This window comes from Glutamicibacter soli (genome assembly GCF_003309065.1).
Classification (GTDB): Bacteria; Actinomycetota; Actinomycetes; order Actinomycetales; family Micrococcaceae; genus Glutamicibacter; species Glutamicibacter soli.
On record NZ_POAF01000007.1, the window covers coordinates 253,454 to 271,122 of the forward strand.

At 63.8% G+C, this 17,669-nt stretch carries 15 protein-coding genes and 1 pseudogene; 13 read left to right on the forward strand and 3 right to left on the reverse strand.

The annotated features are described in order from the left end of the window. Positions 1 to 30: 30 nt before the first annotated feature. Positions 31 to 771, reverse strand: a complete 741-nt coding sequence (locus C1H84_RS15175) for an NUDIX hydrolase (protein ID WP_113607870.1) — start codon at positions 769 to 771, stop codon at positions 31 to 33. A gap of 180 nt (positions 772 to 951) precedes the next feature. On the opposite strand from C1H84_RS15175, the gene C1H84_RS15180 reads away from it, so the two are divergent. The 3 genes from C1H84_RS15180 (at position 952) to C1H84_RS15185 (ending at position 2,728) form a co-directional block, all read left to right on the forward strand. Further along, on the forward strand, positions 952 to 1,656 hold the full coding sequence (locus C1H84_RS15180) for an alpha/beta fold hydrolase (RefSeq protein ID WP_181728167.1): 705 nt from the start codon (positions 952 to 954) through the stop codon (positions 1,654 to 1,656). A gap of 131 nt (positions 1,657 to 1,787) precedes the next feature. Next, positions 1,788 to 2,471, forward strand: coding sequence for a hypothetical protein (locus C1H84_RS18080; RefSeq protein WP_146956132.1), 684 nt, complete (start codon positions 1,788 to 1,790; stop codon positions 2,469 to 2,471). Then, positions 2,471 to 2,728: a hypothetical protein gene (locus C1H84_RS15185; RefSeq protein ID WP_047118804.1), complete on the forward strand. Its 258-nt coding sequence runs from the start codon at positions 2,471 to 2,473 to the stop codon at positions 2,726 to 2,728. Before C1H84_RS18080 ends, C1H84_RS15185 begins: the two co-directional genes overlap by 1 nt. Before the next feature lie 21 nt (positions 2,729 to 2,749). Here C1H84_RS15185 and C1H84_RS15190 read toward each other — a convergent pair whose 3' ends face one another. Continuing rightward, positions 2,750 to 3,529 (reverse strand): helix-turn-helix transcriptional regulator, encoded by a 780-nt coding sequence (locus tag C1H84_RS15190; protein WP_113607871.1) that lies wholly within the window; start codon positions 3,527 to 3,529, stop codon positions 2,750 to 2,752. Between the two features lie 84 nt (positions 3,530 to 3,613). Between C1H84_RS15190 and ilvD the strand changes: the two genes are divergently transcribed. The 6 genes from ilvD to hpaD all read left to right on the forward strand — a co-directional run bounded on the left by ilvD (position 3,614) and on the right by hpaD (position 13,957). Further along, positions 3,614 to 5,542, forward strand: a complete 1,929-nt coding sequence (gene ilvD, locus C1H84_RS15195; RefSeq protein WP_113607872.1) for a dihydroxy-acid dehydratase — start codon at positions 3,614 to 3,616, stop codon at positions 5,540 to 5,542. Between the two features lie 825 nt (positions 5,543 to 6,367). Further along, positions 6,368 to 7,951 carry an HNH endonuclease signature motif containing protein gene (locus C1H84_RS15205; protein WP_113607874.1) on the forward strand — a complete coding sequence of 528 codons (1,584 nt, stop codon included), beginning with the start codon at positions 6,368 to 6,370 and terminating at the stop codon, positions 7,949 to 7,951. 1,155 nt (positions 7,952 to 9,106) lie between these two features. Continuing rightward, a complete protein-coding gene (locus tag C1H84_RS15210) occupies positions 9,107 to 10,609 on the forward strand; it encodes a fumarylacetoacetate hydrolase family protein (protein WP_113607875.1) in 1,503 nt (500 codons plus the stop codon). Further along, positions 10,609 to 11,268 carry a GntR family transcriptional regulator gene (locus C1H84_RS15215; RefSeq protein ID WP_047118798.1) on the forward strand — a complete coding sequence of 220 codons (660 nt, stop codon included), beginning with the start codon at positions 10,609 to 10,611 and terminating at the stop codon, positions 11,266 to 11,268. The genes C1H84_RS15210 and C1H84_RS15215 overlap by 1 nt, the downstream gene beginning before the upstream one ends. A gap of 52 nt (positions 11,269 to 11,320) precedes the next feature. Then, positions 11,321 to 12,826: a 5-carboxymethyl-2-hydroxymuconate semialdehyde dehydrogenase gene (gene hpaE, locus C1H84_RS15220; protein ID WP_047118797.1), complete on the forward strand. Its 1,506-nt coding sequence runs from the start codon at positions 11,321 to 11,323 to the stop codon at positions 12,824 to 12,826. A gap of 33 nt (positions 12,827 to 12,859) precedes the next feature. Beyond that, positions 12,860 to 13,957, forward strand: coding sequence for a 3,4-dihydroxyphenylacetate 2,3-dioxygenase (gene hpaD / locus C1H84_RS15225; protein ID WP_047118796.1), 1,098 nt, complete (start codon positions 12,860 to 12,862; stop codon positions 13,955 to 13,957). 112 nt (positions 13,958 to 14,069) lie between these two features. On the opposite strand, the gene C1H84_RS15230 is transcribed toward hpaD, so the two are convergent. Further along, complete coding sequence (locus C1H84_RS15230; protein WP_047118795.1) at positions 14,070 to 14,363, reverse strand: META domain-containing protein; 294 nt, start codon at positions 14,361 to 14,363, stop codon at positions 14,070 to 14,072. Positions 14,364 to 14,503: 140 nt separating this feature from the next. Here C1H84_RS15230 and C1H84_RS15235 point away from each other — a divergent pair, with 140 nt between their 5' ends. The 4 genes and pseudogenes from C1H84_RS15235 to C1H84_RS15250 all read left to right on the forward strand — a co-directional run. Then, on the forward strand, positions 14,504 to 14,980 hold the full coding sequence (locus tag C1H84_RS15235; protein WP_113607877.1) for an HD domain-containing protein: 477 nt from the start codon (positions 14,504 to 14,506) through the stop codon (positions 14,978 to 14,980). Between the two features lie 44 nt (positions 14,981 to 15,024). Further along, on the forward strand, positions 15,025 to 15,690 hold the full coding sequence (locus C1H84_RS15240; protein ID WP_047118793.1) for a phosphoribosyltransferase: 666 nt from the start codon (positions 15,025 to 15,027) through the stop codon (positions 15,688 to 15,690). A gap of 32 nt (positions 15,691 to 15,722) precedes the next feature. Next, positions 15,723 to 17,363: an ABC-F family ATP-binding cassette domain-containing protein gene (locus tag C1H84_RS15245; protein ID WP_113607879.1), complete on the forward strand. Its 1,641-nt coding sequence runs from the start codon at positions 15,723 to 15,725 to the stop codon at positions 17,361 to 17,363. 122 nt (positions 17,364 to 17,485) lie between these two features. After that, positions 17,486 to 17,669, forward strand: a pseudogene (locus C1H84_RS15250) (acyl-CoA desaturase); the annotation flags it as partial.

Here is a 17,669-nt window from a genome sequence, read left to right on the forward strand (position 1 = left end):
CTAGTTGAAAAAGTGTGGTGAAGTTGCTTCTCAGCCCTGCGGCGGCTCGACCTGCAGGGGGTCGACCTGCAGCGGATCGGGCCCGTGCCCGACGTAGCGGTAGAGCCGCGGCGGGCGGTGCTTGCCGCCGGCCTGGTATTCGTCGGTCGCCTCGATGCTGGCGGTCGAGTTCAGCGTGCGCCGGAAGTTCGCCGGGTCCAGCCGGCGCCCGAGGATCGCCTCGTACACCCCGCGCAGCGCCGCCAGGGTGAAGCGCTCGCCGAGCAGCCGGTGCGCGATCTGCCCGTATTCGGTTTTGTTGCGCAGCCTCCACAGCGCGTAGTCCACAATCTGGCGGTGGTCGAAGGCCATCCGCGCGATCTGCGGATCATCGATGTCGAACCAGGCAACGTTCTCGTCCCGCACCGTCGCACCCACCTGGTCCACGTGCATCAGCGCGAAGTAGGCGATGGTCACCAGCCGGTGCGTGGGCGAGCGGTCGATGTCCCCGAAGGTGTACAGCTGCTCCAGGTAGTTCGGACGCAGCCCGGTGGTCTCGGCCAGCGTGCGCCCGGCCGCCTGGCCCAGCGACTCGCGCGCCCCCACCGGACCGCCGGGCAGCGCCCACAATCCCGCGTGCGGCTGGCGGATGCGGCGCACCAGCGGCAGGCACAGCTTGTCCGGCCCGCCCTCGACGCCCTCGCGGATGCCGAGGATCACCGTGGACACCGCCAGCGTCGGCGGCATGTTCCGCCGTTCGTCGACGTTTGCCCAGCTTGGTACCGATGTCATCAGGTGTGATGCCCCGTTTCAGGTTTTCCAGCAGTTTCCGCGGTCCGGACCGCGTTAGAGTCATTCTGACATTAACTATCTCGTCGCGCTAGCGCAAGACGATGTTTACCTGTTTTGTGGCCTATGATCGGTAGCATGACCCTTGATCTGAATCTCCGCGTCATTCGCACAAACTCCGAGGTGAGCGGACCATCCGTACTGCTCATCCACGGCTTCGCCTCATCCGGCGAATCGAATTGGGAACGGGCCCGGTGGACGAATTATTTCACCGACCATGGCCGCAACGTCCTGCTTGTCGACCTTCCCGGCCACGGCACCGACCCGCACCGCAACGAAGGCAGCTGGGCTCCGAGCCAGATCCGCCAGGCGCTGGCAGCCATCGTGATTGATCTGGACGAAGGTCCAGTCGACGTGCTGGGCTACTCGCTGGGCTCGCGCCTCGCATGGGAATTCGCCGCCTGGAACCCGGATCTGGTCGAGCACCTGGTCATGGGCGGCCCGGGCGCCAACGACATGCTCGCCGGCTTCGAGATCGAACAGGCCCGCAAGTTCCTTGCCAGCGGCGAGGAGATCAACGACGACCTCACCGCGTCCATCATGCAGATTGTCGCCGCCGAGCCGTCCAACGATGCCGAAGCGCTGTTCAAGCTGATCGAGGGCATCAAGACCGAGCCTTTCGAACCCGAAAGCAAGATCCCCTCCACCCCCACCTTGCTGGTCGCCGGCGACCTCGATGACCTGGCCACCACGATGCCGCAGCTGCGCCGCCTGCTCAAGAACGCCGGCACCCGCAACGAGGTGCTCTGGCTGGCCGGACGCAACCATGCGAACGCCGTCACGAGCCGGGAATTCAAGGAAAAGACCTTGGAGTTCTTGGGCGCCTAACCCACGTCGAAGCGCTGGCACCTTGACCGCGGACCTCACGACCTGTCGAGCGAGGTCCGCGGCCAAAAGGGTTCTCCACTTCTCGAAGCGCGATTCACCGTTGATCCGCTGGTCACGACTATCGTCGCCATATGGACTTCTTCAGCTGGCTGCAGGAATTCTTCAATTCCGCTTGGATTTGGATGACACCAGGCATTTCGGCCTTGGCTTCCTGGGGCGCCATTTTGCCGGCCTTGGTTGGATTTATCGCAGCCTTGGCCGCACTCCGGACATTCAAGCTCCGCACAAGGGTCGACCATGCGGGTCAGTGGCGGAAGCGCGTCCAATACGGAATCGAACTGGCAAAAAGTGATTCCACCACGGATCAGGCATTGGGTTCCCTGATACTAGGAACTCTTGACGGCCCCCAAAAACCATGGGTGTTCAAGAATCCTCGCTATTCGAATAACCGCAATGGCCCGTCGGCCCAACCTGAGCCGCCATTGACAGCGAAGCCAGTCGAGCCGCATTCATCGTTGCCTGACGAATCAAGCAGTGTGCTGGGACGCCTCAGGGCATTTCGCCATTTCAAGAAATCACATCGTGATGGCTGGTTCGTATCGCGAAGTGAGGCCGCCATGCTGGGAGCTATGTCCCGGATCATTTCGGATGACATCTCAGGGCCAGGGAAGTCTACAACCTCGCCTGAAAATTCGAACAACAGCGCAACAGTCGATGCGCGCGAACCGGTCTGGGACGGCATACTCACCGGCTTACGTGACGTTCGGACGAAAGCTAGACTTAGGACAAGAGCATCTAGAAAACGGTGGAAATAATGGCCACACGACGAAATCGGAATGCTGAAATCATCGTCGAAGACGAAGTGTCCGCCCCAGATCTGCACGTCGAAAAACGCGGCGATGACGAATACATCATTGTCGATCCAGATGACAACGTGCACTCAAAAGTGCTCAGTTATCTGGCCATGTTCGCAGCCAGGCAGCACGCGAAAAATGCGGTGGCTTTCTCGCCGACCATCACGTTGAGCCCTAATATGAAGGCTCTGATCAAGTACCAAATTCCAGGCGAATAGTCCCACTTGCCACAAGCGACGCTACAGCGGCGCGTAGAACAGCAGCGTCAAGTCCGAGGCTTCCGCCGGAATCAGGTTGTGCTGTTCGTAGCGGGTCAGCCCCTTGGCCGGGTGGTTGAACAGCCGCTCGCGGGTGCCGAAGCCGGCCACGTCGCGCTCCTTCCAGATCGCCGCGAATTCCGGCGAGGCCGCCGACACACGGGCGACGATGCCGCTCTCCCCCGCCGGATTCAGCCAACCGCGGGTCTCGGCGCGGAAACTCCCCACGAACCCGCGGCTCTGCTCCGCCCAGTCCGGCAGCATCTGCCGGAGCGCCGCGTCGGTGAATACCAGCCAGAGCAGGTTCCGGTCCTCCTCGTCGAGCGCCTGAATCCGCGGGTACAGCTGCGCATAGTGCACGTTCCATCCGATGATGGTCCAGTCAGCGGAGAGCAGGAACGCAGGGAAGTCCAGCGCGTCCAGCAGCCGCTGCAGCGCGGGTGTCATGCCCTCGGAGGCCGCCGGAATCGTGTCGCGGTGTCCGCCGAGCGATAGCAGGTAGGTGGTCTCCACCGGGGTCAGGCGGTAGAGCCTGGCCAGCGAGTCCAGCACCTGGCGCGAGGGGTTGATGTCTCGGGCCTGCTCCAGCCACGTGTACCAGGTGACGCTGATGCCGGCCAGCGTGGCCACTTCCTCCCGGCGCAGCCCGCGCAGCCGGCTGCGGCCCACCGCCGGCAGGCCGTGCGCGGCGCGGTCCGCCCTGGCACGTCGGTCCTTGAGGAAACCGGCGAGCTCCTCCCTGCGGCGCTGACTAGCGTTCATCGGCGTCCCATCGTCATCTGGTAGTAGTACTACTAGTATTGTCACCGTCTGGGTCTGCGGCAAAACCTGTGATGTGATTATGCAATGACCACACTTCGTTCCCACACCGTCACCCATGGCCGCAATATGGCAGGCGCCCGCGCCCTGTTCCGCGCGGCTGGAGTCAACGGCGCAGATCTGGGCCGCAAGCCCATCATCGCCGTGGCCAACAGCTTCACCGAATTCGTTCCGGGCCACACCCACCTGCAGCCCGTGGGCCGCATCGTCTCCGAGGCGATCACCGCCGCCGGCGGCATCCCGCGCGAGTTCAACACCATCGCGGTGGACGACGGCATCGCCATGGGCCACGGCGGCATGCTGTACTCGCTGCCCAGCCGCGACCTGATCGCCGACTCGGTCGAATACATGGTCAACGCCCACTGCGCCGACGCGCTGATCTGCATCTCCAACTGCGACAAGATCACCCCGGGAATGCTGATGGCCGCGCTGCGCCTGAACATCCCGACCGTGTTCGTCTCCGGCGGCCCGATGGAATCCGGCCGCGCCACCCTGGTGGACGGCACCGTGCGCACCCTGGACCTGGTCGACGCCATCTCCGAGGCGGTGAACGAGAACGTCTCCGACGCGGACCTGCTGCGCATCGAGGAATCGGCCTGCCCGACCTGCGGCTCGTGCTCCGGCATGTTCACCGCGAACTCGATGAACTGCCTGACCGAGGCCATGGGCCTGTCGCTGCCGGGCAACGGCTCCACCCTGGCCACCCATACCGCCCGCAAGGACCTCTACCAGAACGCCGGCAAGCTGGTGGTCGAGATCTCCAACCGCTACTACGTCGAATCCGACGACTCGGTGCTGCCGCGCAGCATCGCCACCGAGCAGGCCTTCGGCAACGCCATGGCCCTGGACATCGCCATGGGCGGTTCCACCAACACCATCCTGCACCTGCTCGCCGCCGCCCACGAGGCCGGCGTCGAGTTCGGCCTGGACGAGATCGACGCGGTCTCCCGCCGCGTGCCGTGCCTGGCCAAGGTCGCGCCGAACGCGGCAGGCGCCGGCAAGATCTACTACATGGAGGACGTGCACCGCGCCGGCGGCATCCCCGCCATCCTCGGCGAGCTGCGCCGCGGCGGCCTGCTGGACGAGACCGTGCACACCGTGCACTCCAAGACCATGGGCGAATGGCTGGACGCCTGGGACATCCGCGGCGGTGCGGCCACCGAGGAATCCCTCGCCCTGTGGCACGCAGCCCCGGGCGGCGTGCGCTCCTCCACCGCGTTCTCCCAGTCCGCCCAGTGGGAGGACCTGGACACCGACTCCGCCGAAGGCTGCATCCGCTCGGTCGAGCACGCCTACTCCAAGGACGGCGGCCTGGCCGTGCTGCGCGGCAACATAGCCGTGGACGGCGCCGTGGTCAAGACCGCCGGCGTGGATCCCTCCATCTGGACCTTCACCGGCCCGGCAGTGGTCTGCGAGTCCCAGGACGAGGCCGTCGAAAAGATCCTCAACAAGCAGGTCAAGGCCGGCGACGTGGTCGTCATCCGCTACGAAGGCCCCAAGGGCGGCCCTGGCATGCAGGAAATGCTCTACCCGACCTCGTTCCTCAAGGGCCGCGGCCTGGGCAAGGAATGCGCGCTGATCACCGACGGCCGCTTCTCCGGCGGTACCTCCGGCCTGTCCATCGGCCACGTCTCCCCCGAGGCGGCCTCCGGCGGACTCATCGCGCTGGTTGAGGACGGCGATTCGATCTCGATCGACATCCCGACCCGCGGCCTGACCCTGAATGTCTCCGACGACGTCCTGGCCGAGCGCCGCGAGCGCTTGCTGGCCACCACCGGCTACCGCCCGGCCAACCGCGAGCGCGTGGTTTCCCCTGCGCTGCGCGCCTACGCCGCTATGGCCCTGTCTGCGGACAAGGGCGCGGTGCGCGACGTCGACCGCGTGGAGCGCGCCCTGCGCGAGGCCGACGAGCGCGCTGCTGCAGCAGAACGTACGGCAGCAACCGCACAGGCCTAACCCGTACTGACAGCCGCGAAGGGCTCGGAGCATTCGGATCGAATGCTCCGAGCCCTTCGCGCATTTGCGGGCCCGTTAGCTCGGCTGCATGATGCCGACAGGCCCAGAAACGACAAATGACTTGGGACTCATCCATTGTGAGTCCCAGGCCTGTCGAGATACTTTCCCACCCCCAAGTGAGCATGCATCCAACAAGACAAAATCTCTCCGCGCACCCCCAAGTGCAATTCCTGAACTGCGCCATCCCCATGGCATGAGTTCGTTGTGCGGCTGATTTCGTCTTTCACCAGTTAAGAGTGCTTCACTGCCGCTTCGTGACGCGGTTTTCTAAAAATAACTTTTCCTTGGGAATGATTCCGCACCACTGTCCGATAAAAATGCATGTCAGAACTCTTTTGCGGATAGGAGAGTCTTTCGAAATTCCACCAAGAATAACTCTCGCAGGATGCAGTCCTTGACGAATTTTTGAGCTTCATCGTTCTGGCATTCCTCCAGAAAGACGTCGAGCGAAGCCACCTGAATGCTTCCCACCGAGGCCTACGGTTCCATGGTCACCCCATGGCAGTGGTTCACGGATTCAGATAACTTCGCCCGACATGAGTTAAGAGCGGATTCGGCCAAGATCGTGACGGGGATGTCGAAATACAATCGGAAGCTTCTCTTCGGAGGCATCCAGTCACGATTAGGCCCTTGGGTGTTCCAGGGCGAAGACCGACGCCACCACCATGATTTTGAATCGAACCTGATCCCTATCGATCAGGAATGAGATATCCCGAAGTCGTAGATACTTACCCATACTGTCGGAAGACGGAGGACAATTAAGTTATGGGTATCAGAGATATTTTCGAGAATGACGACGACTCCCACCGCCTCCCGATTGAAGCACCGGGGTTGAGGGACACCGTCCAAACGACAGGTACATGGGGCGCGGCTATTCAGCGTCAGAAGTACTTCACCGGTCCCCTGGAAGTGCTGACCGAACTCAATAAGCAGATGCCTGCCCAAGACCTGGCCGTCGGGCTAGACCAACTGGCCATGCTTAGCAGGCTCCGCAGCATGCTGGATGCTAGCGAGGCAGTCCTCATGGCGGACACCTACGAACTCTTCGCGCGAGGTGTCGCTCTCCAATCCAACGGCGACAACCGCATTCAAGCAGAGGACGAACCTACCCCTGAACAACTTGCGGAAATGGGTGTCTTCGCCGACGACATTCTGGCGAATTTGTCTGCAGGCTACTATCGCGTCACCCCACATGACCAAGAAATAGCACGCTCCTCGTTTGTTGCCGAAGCATCCATCGCCATGAGAGATACAGACAATCACATTTCCAATAAACTCATCATGGCTGAAGGTTTGCGGCATCTATGCCTTGAAACCTTGAATGCGTTGAGCGCCGGTGAAATTACAACTCAGACCGCGCGCGAGATCATCAAAAATGCTCAGGACCTCGAAACTGAAGACGTGCACCGCATGGAAGAACTCCTGCTGCCATTTGCCAAACACGCCAGCGATTCGGCCGTCCGGCAACGGGCACGCCGGCTTCACGAAAAGATGCACCCGAAGCCAATCGACGAACGCCACAAAGATGCAAAAGAAACCCGGGATCTGCGTTGGTGGATGGAGAAAGACGGTATGGCGGTCGCGCAACTTCGCGGCCCAGCGGAAGATATCATTTCAGTGGTAAACACCGTCGAACATCATGTCGTTTCAAACGTCGATCCCGAAGATCCCCGAACACGCGGTCAATTAAGATACGACACACTGAGGGACGCCTTGCTGGACGGTTGGCCGGAGGGCGGCGGCAGTACGCTGAAAACCAAGGTGGCCGTAACGATTCCGGCTGTCGAGATGCTGGCAGATCCTCGAAAGGCCTTGGCAGACCTCGAAGGATACGGTCCAATCCCGATTGGAACGGCTTTGAAGCTGGCGGCGGATGCCCCGTCGATGCTTCGATTGCTGACTGACCCGTGGAGCGGCGCCGTTATCGACGTCGACCGCAAGAAGTACCGCCCACCGCAAGCTCTTCGAGACCTGCTTAGATTCCGGGATACGCAGTGCCAGTTCCCGGGATGCAACCGCTTGCCAGAGCGATCCGAAGTTGAACACATCGATGACTGGGCCAAAGGCGGCGGAACCAACCGCACCAACACCAAGCTTTGCTGCAAACGACATCAGATGTTCAAGCACGCTTTGGGCTGGAACTACACTTACCTCCCCGATGGCTCAGTCATGTGGCGCACTCCTCATGGGCAGACATGCATCGAAATTCCAGGATCAGTGACGAGCGTTCAGAACTTCGATTTCAACGCAGATCGCACCCCGCAACGTCTCGACATCGAGCTCACAGACCGCGTAAGGAAAGTTCTGGGGTACGAATTCGAAGAACCGCCTGAAGTAGACGCGAACTAGCTCTTGCGAGTTTCCAAAACAGGATTGTTGCCCCGTTCCACAGCCTCACATCGTCGAGCCTACGTATGGATTCAAGGCAGAAAACAACATGTCAATTGACATGTTCGTGTGCTTTGGATTCGGTTCAGCGCCGCGAGTAGTTGCCATCCTCGCATGAACGAATTATTGATTCAATGGACGGCGGCAGTTCGCCTACGGTTTCTGCATTTTCTCTGATCGAGCAAAAGCGACCTGCTAAATGAACAAAAATTCTGTTCATTTCCACCGCGTTATTAGTTGTCGCCGACTCTAGTCATTTGCCGCAACCCTGCAGGGTTCACCAATATCAGGTTGGACAACTCGCCGCTTTAAGAGCACGGCACACCATCCACCCACATCCCCCGCCGGCACTGTTGTGAACAATTATTCTGTTCACTTTCCGCCATCACGCGCTCTGGATTTGAATTATCGTCATGTTCGGGTCGCATGGATTCCTGAAAGATAGGTCCGGAGTGCTGAGATCCAGAAGTAAGTAGATGCACCGCGTAAATCCAACTCCCTGGCAACAGCGGATTGCAGCATGAGCATTATTTTTGTTCATCGGCAGGACGGGGCTCTCGGATCGCCAATTGCCGGACGTTCCCCAGAGCGTCTCGAATGCACGGCGAACCGGCAGCTCGGGCGCTGGCTTTCCCCACCCGCCCTGCGCATCGCCTGTTTCAGGTGCTACGAGGGATACCTGATATTCGGGCGTCGTGCCGGTCAGCGAAGCGCTCCTACAGGAACTGAACACATTTTCTGTTCATTTTTCACCGGCAGTTCGCTTGTGGTCCATGGCGACGTCTCCACGTATTCGATCCGCCACGCCACGATAAAAGCATCTTGGCAGGCACGGGCAAACTGAGATGAACACCGTGGAAATCGCACACAAACCGAGATATTTACCAGTGCCCAATCGACGTTTGGATCGTATGCCTCTAGCTCCTCGCGTTACGGCACCGCGAAGAATTAAATCACTTGTCGAAACCCGCGGAATCGCTGGAGTTGGGAGCCCTTGGTCCGGTCCCGGAAAACAATTGTGGATTGCCATCTTGACAGTCCCTGAGATTGAGAGCACACTGATCGTATACGATTTGATGTACGAGATCATGTACGACGAAAGTGGGCAATTCACCGATGAGCACTCCGATTCCGGTCACCGAGGAAACCTTCAGCCAGGCAGGAAAGGTTCTGGCCGTACACCTGAGCTACTCTTCGCGTGCAGCGCAGCGCGGTCGCACCCCGAAGTTCCCGAGCTACTTCATGAAGGCTTCCAGCTCCCTGGCTGCCACCAACGGCACCGTTGAGCGCCCGGCCGGCACCGAGCTGTTGGCTTTTGAAGGTGAGATCGCACTGATCATCGGCAAGGCAGCCCGCCGCGTCTCCGTCGAGGATGCCTGGAGCTACGTCGGCTCCATCACCGCATCGAACGACCTGGGCGTGCACGACATGAAGTACGCGGACAAGGGATCGAACATCCGCTCCAAGTCCGGCGACGGCTACACCCCGCTGGGTCCTATGGCACTTGACGCCGCTTCGGTCGACCCTGCCAAGCTGCGCGTGCAGACCTGGGTCAACGGCGTCATCGCCCAGGACGCAGACACCTCCGAGCTGCTGTTCTCCTTCGCGCAGATCGTTGCAGACCTGTCCCAGCAGATGACCCTGCTGCCCGGCGACATCATCCTGACCGGCACCCCTGCCGGGTCCACCGTCTTCTTCCCGGGCGACATCGTCGAGGTTGAGGTCACCGACCTCGTCTCCGGTGCCACCACCGGCAAGCTGAAGACCACCGCAGTGGAAGGCACCGCTACCTTCGCTGACTTTGGCAACCAGCCAAAGGTCAACGAAAAGGACAAGGAAGACGCCTACGGCGACCGCGAGTCCGCCGGCCTGGCTCCGAAGCTGACCGGCAAGGACGTGCTGACCGACGCCATCCGCGAGCAGCTGGCCTCCGTCGCGACCGCAACCCTGTCCGGCACCATGCGCAAGCACGGCATGAACAACGTGAACATCGAGGTTTCCGGCGCCACCAAGGGCATGCAGCGCGTGATCGGCACCGCCGCCACCCTGCGCTACATCCCGAACCGCGAAGACCTGTTCAAGGCCCACGGCGGCGGCTACAACATGCAGAAGCAGGCCATCGACGCGGTCAAGGACGGCGAGATCCTGGTCATGGAGGCCCGCGGCGAGACCGGTTCGGCCACTTTGGGCGACATCCTGGCACTGCGTTCGCAGCAGCTCGGCGCCGCGGCCATCATCTCCGACGGCGGCGTGCGCGACCTGGATGCCGTGAGCAACCTGGATATCCCGGTCTTCCACAACGGGCCGCACCCGGCAGTCCTCGGCCGCAAGCATGTGGCCTGGGACCGCGATATCACCGTCGCCTGCGGCGGAGTCTCGGTGCAGCCGGGCGACGTGATCGTGGCCGATTCCGACGGCATCGTGGTGATCCCGCCGGCCATGGTCGAGCAGATCGCCGCCGAGGCGGCGGCCACCGAGGAGAACGACGAGTTCATCTTCGCTATGGTCAAGCGCGGCCACGGCATCGAGGGCCTGTTCCCGATGAACGCCGAGTGGAAGACCAAGTTCAATGCCTGGAAGGATGCAGGCAGCCCGGACCTGGACTCATGGGCGCTGTAATGACCGCTTCCAAGTCCGAGGCCGCCTACCAGCTGGTCTCCGAGCGCATCGTCAATGGCGCCTACTCCCCGGGCTACCGCCTGGTGCTGGGCACCATTGCCGACGAACTGGGCTGCTCCGTGGTCCCGGTGCGCGAGGCGATCCGCCGGCTGGAGGCTGAAGGGCTGGTGCACTTCACCCGCAACGTCGGGGCGACCGTCGCCCACGTGGATTCCACGCTCTACCTGCACACCATGCAGACGCTGATGATCATCGAACCGGCCGCCACCGCACTGGCAGCCGACGCGATGGACGCCGCGTGGCTGGCCGAAGCGCGCAAGCTGAACGATGCGATGCGCCAGTGCCTTGAGGACTTCGATCCGGTCGCGTTCACCCGCATGAACACCGAGTTCCACAAGCTGCTCTACGGCCAGTGCCCTAACCCGCACATCCTGGACCTGGTCCAGCGCGGCTGGCGCCGACTGGCGGCCATGCGGGCCAGCTCCTTCACTCACATCCCGTCACGGGCCAAGGCCAGTGTCCAGGAGCACGAGGCGTTGCTGGAGCTGATCGCGAACCACGCCACCCCGGCGCAGATCGAGACTGCATGCCGCGCGCACCGCGCGAACACGCTGAACGCGTACCTGGCTTCGGCCGGAATGCCGCCCAGCGCCATCTAGAAAACTTATCCCGCACCAATTTTTCACACCGCACGAAAGGAAATGCCCGCTGATGAGCAAGCACTTCGTTCCAGAAAATCTGCCGGCCAAGATCCAGCACTACATCAATGGCGAATTCGTCGATTCCATTGGCGGCGAGACCTTCGAGGTCCTGGACCCGGTGACCAACACCGCGTACACCACCGCCGCAGCCGGCCAGAAGGCCGACATCGACGCCGCCGTGGCCGCTGCCACCGAGGCATTCAAGAACGGCCCATGGCCGAAGATGAAGGCCCGCGAGCGCGCCAACGTGCTGTACAAGATCGCCGACGCGGTCGTTGCCCAGCAGGACCGCCTGGCCGAGATGGAAACCTTCGACACCGGCCTGCCGATCACCCAGGCCAAGGGCCAGGCCCAGCGCGCCGCGGAGAACTTCCGCTTCTTCGCCGACTTGATCGTCGCCCAGCACGACACCGCGCTGAAGGTGCCGGGCACCCAGATCAACTACGTGAACCGCAAGCCGATCGGCGTCGCAGGCCTGATCACCCCGTGGAACACCCCGTTCATGCTGGAGTCCTGGAAGCTCGCCCCGTCGATCGCTTCGGGCTGCACAGTCGTGCTCAAGCCTGCCGAGTTCACCCCGCTGTCCGCTTCGCTGTGGGCCACCATCTTCGAGGAAGCCGGCCTGCCGAAGGGCGTCTTCAACCTGGTCAACGGCATGGGCGAAGACGCAGGCGACGCGCTGGTCAAGCACCCGGACGTCCCGCTGATCTCCTTCACCGGCGAGTCCTCCACCGGCCAGCTGATCTTCCGAAACTGCGCCGAGAACCTCAAGGGCATGTCGATGGAGCTGGGCGGCAAGTCCCCTGCCATCGTGTTCGACGACGCCGACTTCGACGCGGCCATCGACTCCACCCTGTTCGGCGTCTTCTCGCTGAACGGCGAGCGTTGCACCGCCGGCAGCCGCATCCTCGTCCAGCGCGGCATCTACGAGAAGTTCGTGGAGGCCTACGCGGCCCGCGCCAAGAACATCAAGGTCGGCGATCCGCACGATCCGGCCACCCAGGTCGGCGCGCTGGTGCACCCTGAGCACTACGACAAGGTCATGAGCTACGTCGAGATCGGCAAGTCCGAAGGCCGCCTGGTGGCTGGCGGCGGACGCCCGGAGAACCTGCCCGAGGGCCAGGAGAACGGTTCCTACGTCGCACCGACCGTGTTCGCCGACGTCGCCCCGGATGCCCGCATCTTCCAGGAAGAGATCTTCGGCCCGGTTGTCGCCATCACCCCGTTCGACACCGACGAGGAAGCCCTTCAGCTGGCGAACAACACCCGCTACGGCCTTGCTGCCTACGTGTGGACCAACGACCTGAAGCGCGCGCACAACTTCGCGCAGGACATCGAAGCCGGCATGGTCTGGCTGAACTCGCACAACGTGCGCGATTTGCGCAGCCCGTTCGGCGGCGTGAAGGCTTCGGGCCTGGGCCACGAAGGCGGCTACCGCTCGATCGACTTCTACACCGACCAGCAGGCAGTGCACATCACCCTGGGCGATGTCCACACCCCGAAGTTCGGCGCCTAACCACAAAATTTCTGCTTGCAAAGGAGCAACCCAATGAGCAACGAAATCCCCAAGCCAGTCGCACCAGCACCGGATATCCTGCGCTGCGCCTACGCTGAACTGGTCGTCACCGACCTGGCCAAGTCCCGCAACTTCTACGTGGACGTCCTGGGCCTGCACGTGTCCTACGAGGACGAGAACCAGATCTACCTGCGCTCCTTCGAGGAGTTCATCCACCACAACCTGGTGCTGACCAAGGGCCCGGTGGCCGCGCTGAAGGCCATGGCATTCCGCGTGCGCACCCCTGAGGACGTCGACAAGGCCGAGGCCTACTACCAGGAGCTGGGCTGCCGCACCGAGCGCCGCAAGGACGGCTTCGTCAAGGGCATCGGCGACGCCCTGCGCGTCGAGGATCCGCTGGGCTTCCCGTACGAGTTCTTCTTCGAGACCACCCACGTCGAGCGCCTGCACATGCGCTACGACCTGTACTCGGCCGGCGAGCTGGTCCGCCTGGACCACTTCAACCAGGTGACCCCGGACGTTCCGCGCGGCCGCAAGTACCTCGAAGACCTGGGCTTCCGCGTCACCGAGGACATCCAGGACGACGAGGGCACCACCTACGCAGCCTGGATGCACCGCAAGGGCACCGTGCACGACACCGCGCTGACCGGCGGCAACGGCCCGCGCCTGCACCACGTGGCCTTCTCCACCCACGAGAAGCACAACATCATCCAGATCTGCGACAAGATGGGCGCCCTGCGCATCTCGGACCGCATCGAGCGCGGCCCGGGCCGCCACGGCGTGTCCAACGCGTTCTACCTGTACATCCTGGATCCTGACGACCACCGCATCGAGATCTACACCCAGGACTACTACACCGGCGATCCGGACAACCCGACCATCACCTGGAACGTCCACGATAACCAGCGCCGCGACTGGTGGGGCAACCCGGTTGTGCCTTCGTGGTACACCGAGGCCTCCAAGGTCCTGGACCTGGACGGCAACGTGCAGGAAATCATCGAGCGCACCGACGACTCCGAACTGGAAGTCACCATCGGCGCCGACGGCTTCTCCTACACCCGCGCCGGCGACGAGGACGGCTCGTACCACGGCCAGGCTTCGAAGGGCTTCAAGCTGGGCAACCAGCTCTAAACCCTTCGCGCGAATGCAGCCCTTCCCTGGCTGCTACGTGAAGAACTGCGGTTCGCACACTGTGCGAACCGCAGTTCTTTTTTGCATCCCGGGGCCCGCAATCCCGGGCGGCTCAGGATTCCAGCGGGGCCAGCCGCCCGATCTGACGGCCCTGCGCGTCGCTGATGACCAGCTGCCCGTCGACCTGACGCGCGCTGGCCAATCTTGAGAGCCAGGTGTCCACCCCCTGGCAATACATCATGGTGCTGGCCATCTGCGAGAACAGATAGCCGTCCCCCTCACGGCTCCACGAGCCCATGAGCCGGTTGCAGCCATCCGAACCGCTGGCCCGGCCGTCTTCCCAGAGCACCAGCGAGGGCTGTCCTGCGGCCTCGCTCCCCCACTGCGCGATCATCTTTTCATCCATACCACCGAGGGTAGTCCCCGTGCCCGGGCTTCCGCCGAATCGACCCCGGGTGTCGCACCGACTTGCTAGCGTGGGACCCAGGAGAAATTCTGCATCCCAAGCCCCGGCATCCCAAACCCGGGCAACCCAGGAGGAGCGCAATGGACAACCGGCAGCCGGCAACAAGCCGGGAAGACGTGGTGGCGTTGGCCCGCGCCATCGCCGCCAAGGCCCACCAGGGCCAGACGGACAAGCTCGGCGCCGCCTATATCGGCCACCCGGCCCGGGTCGCCGAGCATGCCCGGCGCCTTGGCGGCGACGAGTACGCGGTGGCCGCGGCATGGCTGCACGACGTCATCGAGGACTGCGAGGTGAGCGCCACGGACCTTTCCGCAGCCGGCATCCCCCGGGAGGTCTGCGATGCCGTGGTGCTGCTGAGCAAACGGCCCGGGCAGAGCCTGGAAGAGTATTGCACCGGGGTGTTGGCCAACCCGCTGGCGCTGCTGGTCAAGCGCGCCGACCTGGCCGACAACACCGACCCGGAACGCACCAGCCTGCTGCCGGAACACACCCGGGCGCGGCTGGCGGCCAAGTACGCGCGCACTGCGCAACTGCTGGGTGTTCGGCCGGAACATTGACGCAGGAGCATTGACTTTGTGATGCTTTGGGCAAGACTGGGAGCATGGCCCAGCAATCGCACGAGGGATACCGGGATCGCAGCCATGCCGGCGCCGCGCTGGGCATGGCGCTGGCCAGCGAGCTGCCCGCCGGCAACTACACGGTGCTCGGGCTGCTGCGCGGCGGGGTGCCGGTGGCGTCCGAGGTCGCGCGCAGCCTGGGCGGACGGCTCGGGGCGCTGGCGGTGCGCAAGCTCGGGGTGCCGAGCAACCCGGAAATCGCCTTCGGCGCGATCGCCAGCTACGGGATGGCGTCCGGACGCTACCTTGACCAGGAGATCCACCGGCGGGCGCTGCGCTACTTCGGTGAATCCGAACTGGAATCCGTGGAATTCCGCGCCACCCGGGAGCTGATGGAGCTGGCCGGGGAGTTCAAGCCCTACGCCCCGGATCTGGCAGGGCAGCAGGTGGTGGTGTGCGACGACGGCATCGCCACCGGCTCCACGATGCTGGCCGCACTGGATCTGGTGTGGCGGCTGAAGCCCAAGCTGGTGGTGGTCGCGGCCCCGGTGGCCCCGTCGGAGCTGGTGCAGAACCTGGCTTATCCGGCCGACCAGGTGGTGATCGCCTGGCAGCCGCCGGACTTCCGGGCGGTCGGCGCCCACTACCAGGACTTCGCCCCGGTGCAGCGCGAGGAGGCGCTGCGGCTGCTGCGCGCGGCAGGGAATTAGGCAGTGCCGGCAACCCACCTAGAATTGAGTCCATGACTGCAACGCTCGTCGCCAAGGACCTCGCCGGCGGCCACGCCCACCGTACCCTCTTCGCGCACCTGGATTTCACCGCCGCCCCGGGAGATGTGTACGGGGTGGTCGGGGTGAACGGCGCAGGCAAGAGCACGCTGCTGCGCCTGCTGGCGGGGGTGGACGAACCCCAGGGCGGCTCGGTGTCCACCGCCCCGGACGGCGCGTTCATCGGCTGGCTGCCCCAGGAGCACGAGCGCTTCGCAGGCGAGGACATCGCCGCCTACCTGGCCCGGCGCACCGGCTGCGCCCAGGCGACCGGGGCCATGGAAGCCACCGCGCAGGACATGGCCGAGGGCAAACCCGGGGCGGACGACGCCTACGCGGCGGCCTTCGAGACCTGGATGGCCTCCGGCGCCATGGACCTGGAGGACCGGATCCCCGAGACCCTGGCGGAGCTGGGCTTCACGCTGCCGCTGGACACCCAGACCGCGGCGCTGTCCGGCGGGCAGATGGCCCGCGTCGCGCTGGCCGCGCTGCTGCTCTCCCGCTTCGACGTGGTGCTGCTCGACGAGCCGACCAACGACCTCGACCTGGCAGGGCTGGAACGCCTGGAGCAGTTCATCATGGCGCTGCGCGCGCCGGTCATGCTGGTCTCGCACGACCGCGAGTTCCTGGCCCGCTGCACCACCGGCATCATCGAACTCGACCTAGCGCAGAACCAGGTCGCCGTCTACGAGGGCGGCTACGACTCCTACCTGGAGGAGCGCGCCGTGAACCGCCGGCACGCGCGCGAGGCCTACGACGAGTACGCCGGGAAGAAGGCGGATCTGGTGGCGCGCGCCCGGACCCAGCGCGAATGGTCCTCGCAGGGCGTGCGCAACGCGATGCGCAAGGCCCCGGACAACGACAAGATCCGCCGCCGCGCCAACAGCGAATCCTCCCAGAAGCAGGCAGCCAAGGTGCGCCAAATGGAATCGCGGATTGCCCGGCTGGACGAGGTGGCCGAACCGCGCAAGGAATGGGTGCTGCAGTTCTCCATCGCCGACGCCCCGCGCGGCTCCTCGGTGCTGTGCACGCTGAACCAGGCGCAGGTTTCGCTGGGCGGTTTCGCGTTCGGCCCTACCAGCGTGCAGGTCAACGCCGGTGACCGGATCGGCATCACCGGCCCGAACGGCGCGGGCAAGTCCACGCTGCTGAACCTGCTGCTCGGCCGGCTGGCCCCGGACGCCGGAAGCTCGGTGCTGGGCGCCTCGGTGCTGATCGGCGAGATCGACCAGGCGCGCAGCCAGTTGCCGGCGCAGCTGCCGCTGGGCGAGGCGTTCGAAGCGGCGGTGCCGGAGTACTCCTCGGCGGAGGCCCGCACGCTGCTGGCCAAGTTCGGGCTCAAGGCGGAGCAGACGGCGTCGGCGGTGGGCAAGCTGTCCCCCGGCGAACGCACCCGCGCCTCGATGGCGCTGCTGCAGGCGCGCGGGGTGAACCTGCTGGTGCTCGACGAACCCACCAACCACCTTGACCTGCCCGCCATCGAGCAGCTCGAAGAAGCGCTGGAGGCCTACCAGGGCGCGCTGCTGCTGGTGACCCACGACCGGCGCATGCTTCAAAACGTGCGGCTGGACGCGCGCTGGCAGGTGCTGGACGGGCAGCTGTCCGCCGTCTTCTAGCTCGGCTGCGTCATCGACCAGCGGGCGCTCAGCAATCTGCCGTACAGTGAAACGCAGAGGAGCCGAGACTTTCAGTTCTTTACGACTGAGACGTCGACAGCTGCCACACCCAAGGATCCAACTTGAGTAGCACTCCCGTTTTGCCATCGCCTGCACCCTCGGTGCGGCCCGGAGACCCCAAAAGCTTTTTCCACGTCAAGAAACTGGTCGGCGAAGCCGGGCTGATCCGGCGCCGGCCCGGGCATTACCTGGGCATCGGCATCGTGCTTGCCGCGTTGCTGGCGGGCACCGTGGCAGGCATGCTGC

Excerpts from the sequence above, each read along its gene's own strand:
- C1H84_RS15240 (WP_047118793.1), top strand. The coding sequence starts at position 15,025 with ATGGCCCAGCAATCGCACGAGGGATACCGGGATCGCAGCCATGCCGGC.
- C1H84_RS18080 (WP_146956132.1), top strand. The coding sequence starts at position 1,788 with ATGGACTTCTTCAGCTGGCTGCAGGAATTCTTCAATTCCGCTTGGATT.
- C1H84_RS15235 (WP_113607877.1), top strand. The coding sequence starts at position 14,504 with ATGGACAACCGGCAGCCGGCAACAAGCCGGGAAGACGTGGTGGCGTTG.
- C1H84_RS15210 (WP_113607875.1), top strand. The coding sequence starts at position 9,107 with ATGAGCACTCCGATTCCGGTCACCGAGGAAACCTTCAGCCAGGCAGGA.
- C1H84_RS15245 (WP_113607879.1), top strand. The coding sequence starts at position 15,723 with ATGACTGCAACGCTCGTCGCCAAGGACCTCGCCGGCGGCCACGCCCAC.
- C1H84_RS15175 (WP_113607870.1), bottom strand. The coding sequence starts at position 771 with ATGACATCGGTACCAAGCTGGGCAAACGTCGACGAACGGCGGAACATG.
- C1H84_RS15205 (WP_113607874.1), top strand. The coding sequence starts at position 6,368 with ATGGGTATCAGAGATATTTTCGAGAATGACGACGACTCCCACCGCCTC.
- hpaE (WP_047118797.1), top strand. The coding sequence starts at position 11,321 with ATGAGCAAGCACTTCGTTCCAGAAAATCTGCCGGCCAAGATCCAGCAC.
- C1H84_RS15230 (WP_047118795.1), bottom strand. The coding sequence starts at position 14,363 with ATGGATGAAAAGATGATCGCGCAGTGGGGGAGCGAGGCCGCAGGACAG.
- hpaD (WP_047118796.1), top strand. The coding sequence starts at position 12,860 with ATGAGCAACGAAATCCCCAAGCCAGTCGCACCAGCACCGGATATCCTG.
- ilvD (WP_113607872.1), top strand. The coding sequence starts at position 3,614 with ATGACCACACTTCGTTCCCACACCGTCACCCATGGCCGCAATATGGCA.
- C1H84_RS15185 (WP_047118804.1), top strand. The coding sequence starts at position 2,471 with ATGGCCACACGACGAAATCGGAATGCTGAAATCATCGTCGAAGACGAA.
- C1H84_RS15215 (WP_047118798.1), top strand. The coding sequence starts at position 10,609 with ATGACCGCTTCCAAGTCCGAGGCCGCCTACCAGCTGGTCTCCGAGCGC.
- C1H84_RS15190 (WP_113607871.1), bottom strand. The coding sequence starts at position 3,529 with ATGAACGCTAGTCAGCGCCGCAGGGAGGAGCTCGCCGGTTTCCTCAAG.